Genomic DNA, 5,958 nt, shown 5'->3' with positions numbered 1-5,958 from the left:
TGGGCAGGAGCTGGAGCGGCGGCTCGAAGCTGATGGCAGTGTGCGCAACCTCAGCATCCGGCTGCGTGCCCGGGCGGGCGACGGGCTGGATCTGCTCGTATCGGCAGATGCGGTGAGGGTCGGGGGGCAGGCCTGTGTTCTGGTGGTGGCGCAGAACGCGGCGGAGCACCGCCGCACCGAGGTTGAGATCGCGTCCGCTATCCAGGCGGCCATGCAGGACACCTCCTGGTTCAGCCGGATGGTGCTGGAGAAGCTCGCCAAGCTGCGGCGCCCGGACGCTCCCGAGGGCGCCTCGACTTCTGAGCTGTCCGATCTTCCCCCCCGCGGCCGCGACGTGCTGGCCCTGGTATGCCGCGGCATGGCGGACGCGGGGATCGCCAACAAGCTAGGGCTCTCGCGCAACACGGTGCGCAACCACGTCACCGCGCTCTACCGCAGGACCGGCGTGCGCAACCGGGCCGCCCTGGTTGTCTGGGCCCGCGAGCGCGGCTTCACCGGTGGCGCGCCACCGAAGTCGCACAGTTTCGCCACGGATTAGTGCAACTCCTCTGCTCTCTTAGTGCAGGAGCATCGGTTTACACTAGCAACATCATTTCTCCTGAAGGAACTCTGAGGGTACCCCTCTGTTGTGGGAGCGAAGGCCGCGGCCAGTGACTAATCCCGGCCGCCTTTGAACCTCCTTCGTGGAAAAGCCGGATGGACAGGGATCCAGACCCCGCAGCCGCTGAGCGGATGAAGGCCTCCATCAAAGAGGCCATCGGCAAGCTTACTGGCGACCCCAAGGCACAAGCTGAGGGTCGCGCAGAGAAGGCCAAAGCCGAGATCCCGAACACGGCTGCAAGCGCCGAAGGCGAACCTGAGAACGTCACCCGAAAGTAAGAGATTGACCGTGGTGCGACGGCTCCCTGGGGCCATCGGACCGCTGTCGACATCCTGCTTCTAAACCAACCCTGAAGGAGCTTTCCCCGTGCAGACACGAGTAACACCGGGCGCCTATGACGGTGCAACCACGGCAGCGGCAGTTCTCCCCGAGGGCTCCCCCTCGCTGCCCTCCCGCGTGTCCTGGGGCGCGGTGATCGCCGGCGCGGTCGTGGCCCTGACGATCGGGTTGATGCTGAACTCCCTTGGGGCCGGCGTTGGCGCCACCAGCGTCGACGCGACCGCCCGTGGCACGCCCTCCGCGTCCTCCTTCGGCATCGGAGCCGGGCTCTGGTTCCTGGTCTCCAACCTGATCGGCCTCGCCGTCGGCGGCTACGTCGCGGCCCGGCTGTCGGGCACCTCGGACAACACCGATGGCACGCTGCACGGCCTGGCGGTGTGGGGCACCACCTTCCTGATCTCGGCGGTGCTGCTGGGCAACCTCGTCTCCGGCATCGCCTCCACCGCCGCATCCGGCGCCTCCAGCCTCGTGGGCAGCGTCGCCAGTGGGGCTGGTTCGGCGGTGTCTGCCGTTGGCCAGCAGGCGGCAAACCGCACGGATACGGGCACGCTGCAGAACGCGGCACAGGGCTTGGTGGACCGCGTTCAAGGCGCCCTCAGCGGCGGTGGGGCTCCGGCCAGCATGACCTCGGACCAACGCAAGGCCGAGATGGGCACCCTGGTGACCCGGCGGGTGACCGATGGCCAACTCTCGGCCGAGGATCGCAACCGCCTGAACCAACTCGTCGCGGCCGAGTACAACCTCAGCCCGCAGGATGCTCAGGCGCGGGTGCAGCAGGCCGAGCAGCGGGCAACGCAGGCGGCACAGCAGGCCGAGGAGAGGGCGCGCAGTGCGGCCGACGCCGCTGCCTCCGGGGCTGCCAAGGCGGCCTTCGCGGTCTTCGGGATCATGCTGCTGGGTGCGATTGCCTCGGTGCTCGGCGCCCGCCGTGGCACGCGCGATCTGATGACGGTTCGCAGTGCCCGCGTCGCCTGAACAGGCCGCAGCGGCGCCCGACGTCGAGCTGGTGCCGACGTCCAGCCGCCTGCTCGCCAGTGGGAGGACTGAGGAGGTCATCCCACTGGTCGAGGAGGTCCTCCGCCTCGACAAGCGGATCGTCGAGACCGGCCGGGTTCGCGTCTCCCTGAGCACCGAAACGGTCGAGGAGACCTTGCGCGAGACCCTGCGCAGCCGGCGCGCTGAGGTCGTTCGCGTGCCCGTCGGTCGTGAGGTGACCGAGGTCCCGGCTACTCGCCAGGAGGGCGACGTGATGATCGTCCCCGTAGTCGAGGAGGAGCTGGTGGTCGCGAGGCGCCTGATCGTCCGAGAGGAGATCCGGCTGCGCCTCGTCGACAGCGAGGAAAGCGTGGAGCGGCCCGTCGAGCGGCGGGTGCAGCGAGCCACGGTTGAGCGACTGGCCCCGGAGCAGGCGACCTCGCCGGCAGGGGCCGTCGCGTGGACTGACAACACAGAAGGAAGCCAACCATGATGCGTACCATCACCGCTATGTTCGATGTGCGGTCCGCGGCCGACGCGGCCGTCAGTCAGCTCTCCAGTCAGCTGGGCCTCGCGAGTGGGCAGGTTCAGGTGATCGCCGGTGAAACGGCCTCAACCGGAACGGCGACCACCGGGTCGACCTCGGGCGAGACCGGCTTCTGGGCCTCGCTGAAGGACCTCTTTGTTCCCGATGAGGACCGCACGGCCTACGCTGAGGGCATCCGGCGCGGCAACTACGTTGTCTCGGCTCAGGTGGACGAGAGCAAGCTTGACCAGGCGATGGACATCCTGGAGCACAACGGCGCCGTGGACCTCGACGCCCAGGAGGAGGAGTGGCGGCAGTCCGGCTGGACCGGTCAGCAGGCCAGCACGACAACGGCTGCTGTCGGAACGTCTCCCTCCAACCCCGAACTGGGCGTCGCTGCGACCGGCGCCGTTGCAACGGGTGCGGTTGCAGCGGCCGCGCCGGTGACCTCGCAGACCTCCCGGCCTGCCGCGGCCACCGCGGCCCGGACCGGCGGGGAGGAGGTTATCCCGATCGTCGAGGAGCAGGTCCGGATCGGCAAGCGCGATGTCGAGCGCGGTCGGGTGCGGGTGCGCTCCTACATCGTGGAGACGCCGGTGACCGAGCAGGTGACGCTGCGCGAGGAGCACGTCGACGTGCAGCGGCGCGCCGTGGACCGTCCGCTGACCGATGCCGACGAGGCCTTCCGCGAGCGCGTCATCGACGCGACCGAGCACTCGGAGGAGGCCGTGGTCGGCAAGGAGGCGCGGGTCAAGGAGGAGCTGGTAATCCGCAAGGATGCTTCCGACCGCACCGAGACGGTCCATGACACCGTGCGCCGCACCGAGGTCAAGGTGGACGACACCACCGGCACGACCGGCACCGTTGGCGTCACCGGCACCACGAGCAGCAACCCGCCCGGCACGGCCGCCAGCCGTGCTGTGGACAAGACGCTCGGCACTAACATCAGCGGCGCCAACCCCGACAAGCGCTAGGGTCCGTTAAGTGGCGGGGGTTGCTCAGGCAACCCCCGCTTACCTAAGGTACAGACGGATATGGGATTTACCCCTTCGTCCCCTTAGGAGACATTCATGTCGATCATTGGCTGGCTTGTGCTCGGACTGATCGCGGGCTTTATCGCGAGCAAAATCTACGCTGGCTCTGGACAGGGCGTTGTCATGGACATCGTCCTGGGCATCATCGGAGCCTTCGTGGGTGGCTTCCTCTTTAACACCTTCGGCAGCGCTGGTGTGACCGGCTTCAACTTGTACAGCATGATCGTTGCCATCATTGGCGCTGTCGTGGTGCTGTGGATCTATCACACCGTCACCGGCCGACGCGGCGGCTGAACAGGGCTCTTACGCCGTGCCCCCGGTGTGAAGTTGGGAGCCCACCTTTGGGCAGTCGCTCTCAGCCCGGAGTGGTGCTCCTGACCCGGTGCCACGTCCGTACACACCAACAGGCGACCCTCTCCAACACCGGCTTGATTCCTGGGACGTCCTCCGCCAGCAGGGCAAGCCCGAGAGGAAGCATCCACAGGCCGAGGACGGGAAGGATGGAGAACATCCCCCCCATGATGAGCAGGATGGCGCAGGGAGTCCTCAGCCACCGGCGCGATGGTAACCGGAGCCACTCGATCCCCCTCCTTATCCGGCTCGGCAATCGTGGAAGCAGCGCGGCTACCCGGATGTCCCAGGCAAGCGCCAGATCGTTGGTCATGCCATCTCACCGGTTGAAGGTCTGACCTCTAGTTCCTCCTGATGGCAGAAGCTGGGCAATCCTCCACGCTCTGAAGATTTCGACCGATCTGAAGGCCCCACCGGGAAAGTATCCCGGGCAGCGACTGCCAGGCGATCGCGTTCATCTTGCGCCGGTAGCCAGTTCCGGATGCCGAAGATGAAGAGAACTGTCACATGGCTGAAAAGACCCTGCGGGATGCGTTCTACGAGACGCTCAAGGACGTCTACTACGCTGAGAAACAGTCGGTCCGGGCGCTGAAGAAGTCCGCCAAGGCGGCGAAGGCGCCCGAGCTGAAAGAGGCCTTCACCAATCATGCCGAGGAGAGCGCAGGTCAGGTCGAGCGCCTTGTTCAGGTGTTTGAACTTCTCGGTAAGCCGGCGCGCAGCAAGACTTGCGAGGCGATGCAGGGCCTGACGGCGGAGATGGAGGAGGATCTCGAAGACTTCGGAGACACCGAAGCCGCGGACGATGTGCTGATTGGCTGTGCCCAGGCGATCGAGCACTACGAGATTGCTCGTTATGGCCTGCTCAGGACCTGGGCGCGCAAGATCGGGCTGACCGAGGCCGAGCAGCTGCTGGGGCAGACCTTGGAGGAGGAGAAGAGGACCGATGCTCTCCTGACCCAGATTGCCGAGGGTTTCAGCGCGCCTGGAGGCGAAGGTGATGGCGAGGGGGAGGCTGAGGAGATGCCAGAGGAAAAAGAGACCGCCCCCAAGCGTGCGTCGACTGGCAAGAAGGCCAAGGCCTGAGGTAAGCTACGCGCCGCGGGGCTTACGAGCCCCGCGGCGCACTGTTCTTGAGTGTTCCTACCGTGTGCGATTTCACAGCGTCCATGCAAACAACGCCACTTTCCGCGATGCTGGATGAGCGTGACCTTAAACCTGGAAACTGGTCCGCGCTTTCTGAGAGTTTTCCGGCAGGTTTGTTGACCTGAGGGAGGACGGTTCGGTGAGGAAGAGCCACTACACGGAGGAGCAGATTTCCTTTGCGCTGAAGCAGGCGGAGCTGGGCACGCCGGTGGCCGAGGTCTGCCGCAAGATGGGCGTCTCGGAGGCGATCTACTTCCGATGGAAGCAGAAGTATGGCGGCCTGGGCTCGTCCGAGCTGCGGCATCTGAGGCAGCTGCAGGAAGAGAACACGAAGCTGAAGAAGCTCGTGGCCGATCTCAGCCTGGACAAGGCGATGCTGCAGGAGGTCTTGGCAAAAAAACTCTGACGCCTGGTCACCGGCGCGAGCTCGTCCGCCACGTGCAGGACGCGTTCGGGGTGAGCGAGCGGCGGGGCTGCGCGGCGCTGCGCTTCCACCGCTCCTCCCAGCGCTATCGCGCTCGCCGGGACGGCCAGGCGCACTTGCGGATGCGGATCTGCGAGATCGCGGCGGTGTGGGTGCGCTACGGCTACACGCGCATTCATGTCCTGCTCCAGCGAGAAGGCTGGCGGGTGAACCGCAAACGGGTCTACCGGTTGTACCGCCTGGAAGGGCTGAGCCTGCGCCGCAAACGGCCACGGCGGCATGTCACGGCCGCGCGCCGGAGGGAACGGGAAGTCGCCACCCGGGGCAGCCAGCACTGGTCGATGGACTTCGTCTCGGACGCACTGTTCGACGGGCGCCGGATCTGCGCCCTGACGCTGGTCGACAACTTCACGCGCGAGGCGCTCGCGATCGTGGTGGACGGCAGCATTCGCGGCGAGCATGTCGTGCGCGCGGTGGAGAGGATCGCGGCCGAACGAGGCGCACCGGGGCTGATCAGGGTCGACAACGTCCTAGAACGGGAAGGCGCGGGACGCTTTGGCCAACA

General features: G+C 66.4%; 8 protein-coding genes and 1 pseudogene. 8 read left to right on the top strand and 1 reads right to left on the bottom strand.

The annotated features are described in order from the left end of the window. From BO39_RS28870 to BO39_RS28845, 6 genes are all read left to right on the top strand, one after another. Window positions 1-538 (top strand): helix-turn-helix transcriptional regulator (locus tag BO39_RS28870; protein WP_043840270.1); only part of this gene is annotated, 538 nt, incomplete at its 5' end. 158 nt (window positions 539-696) lie between these two features. Next, window positions 697-879 (top strand): CsbD family protein, encoded by a 183-nt coding sequence (locus BO39_RS28865; RefSeq protein WP_043840268.1) that lies wholly within the window; start codon window positions 697-699, stop codon window positions 877-879. An 88-nt stretch (window positions 880-967) separates the two neighbouring features. Next, window positions 968-1,915: a hypothetical protein gene (locus BO39_RS28860; RefSeq protein ID WP_245615468.1), complete on the top strand. Its 948-nt coding sequence runs from the start codon at window positions 968-970 to the stop codon at window positions 1,913-1,915. Then, window positions 1,899-2,408, top strand: a complete 510-nt coding sequence (locus BO39_RS28855; protein ID WP_052403012.1) for a DUF2382 domain-containing protein — start codon at window positions 1,899-1,901, stop codon at window positions 2,406-2,408. The genes BO39_RS28860 and BO39_RS28855 overlap by 17 nt, the downstream gene beginning before the upstream one ends. Beyond that, window positions 2,405-3,415: a YsnF/AvaK domain-containing protein gene (locus tag BO39_RS28850; protein ID WP_043840266.1), complete on the top strand. Its 1,011-nt coding sequence runs from the start codon at window positions 2,405-2,407 to the stop codon at window positions 3,413-3,415. Before BO39_RS28855 ends, BO39_RS28850 begins: the two co-directional genes overlap by 4 nt. A 96-nt stretch (window positions 3,416-3,511) precedes the next feature. Beyond that, entirely contained in the window at window positions 3,512-3,769 is a 258-nt protein-coding gene (locus BO39_RS28845; RefSeq protein ID WP_043840264.1) for a GlsB/YeaQ/YmgE family stress response membrane protein, read from the top strand. Between the two features lie 61 nt (window positions 3,770-3,830). On the opposite strand, the gene BO39_RS28840 is transcribed toward BO39_RS28845, so the two are convergent. Next, window positions 3,831-4,139 carry a hypothetical protein gene (locus BO39_RS28840; protein ID WP_043840262.1) on the bottom strand — a complete coding sequence of 103 codons (309 nt, stop codon included), beginning with the start codon at window positions 4,137-4,139 and terminating at the stop codon, window positions 3,831-3,833. Window positions 4,140-4,333: 194 nt separating this feature from the next. Here BO39_RS28840 and BO39_RS28835 point away from each other — a divergent pair, with 194 nt between their 5' ends. After that, window positions 4,334-4,909 (top strand): YciE/YciF ferroxidase family protein, encoded by a 576-nt coding sequence (locus BO39_RS28835; RefSeq protein WP_043840260.1) that lies wholly within the window; start codon window positions 4,334-4,336, stop codon window positions 4,907-4,909. 199 nt (window positions 4,910-5,108) lie between these two features. After that, a pseudogene (locus BO39_RS34795) lies at window positions 5,109-5,958 on the top strand (IS3 family transposase); the annotation flags it as partial.

Origin of the sequence: Roseomonas aerilata DSM 19363 (assembly GCF_000711725.1) — a bacterium.
In the GTDB taxonomy this organism is placed as follows: Bacteria; Pseudomonadota; Alphaproteobacteria; order Acetobacterales; family Acetobacteraceae; genus Roseomonas; species Roseomonas aerilata.
Note: the sequence above shows the minus strand (reverse complement) of the source record. Positions and strands in the feature narration are given on the sequence as shown.

Excerpts from the sequence above, each read along its gene's own strand:
- BO39_RS28840 (WP_043840262.1), bottom strand. The coding sequence starts at position 4,139 with ATGACCAACGATCTGGCGCTTGCCTGGGACATCCGGGTAGCCGCGCTG.
- BO39_RS28845 (WP_043840264.1), top strand. The coding sequence starts at position 3,512 with ATGTCGATCATTGGCTGGCTTGTGCTCGGACTGATCGCGGGCTTTATC.
- BO39_RS28835 (WP_043840260.1), top strand. The coding sequence starts at position 4,334 with ATGGCTGAAAAGACCCTGCGGGATGCGTTCTACGAGACGCTCAAGGAC.
- BO39_RS28850 (WP_043840266.1), top strand. The coding sequence starts at position 2,405 with ATGATGCGTACCATCACCGCTATGTTCGATGTGCGGTCCGCGGCCGAC.
- BO39_RS28865 (WP_043840268.1), top strand. The coding sequence starts at position 697 with ATGGACAGGGATCCAGACCCCGCAGCCGCTGAGCGGATGAAGGCCTCC.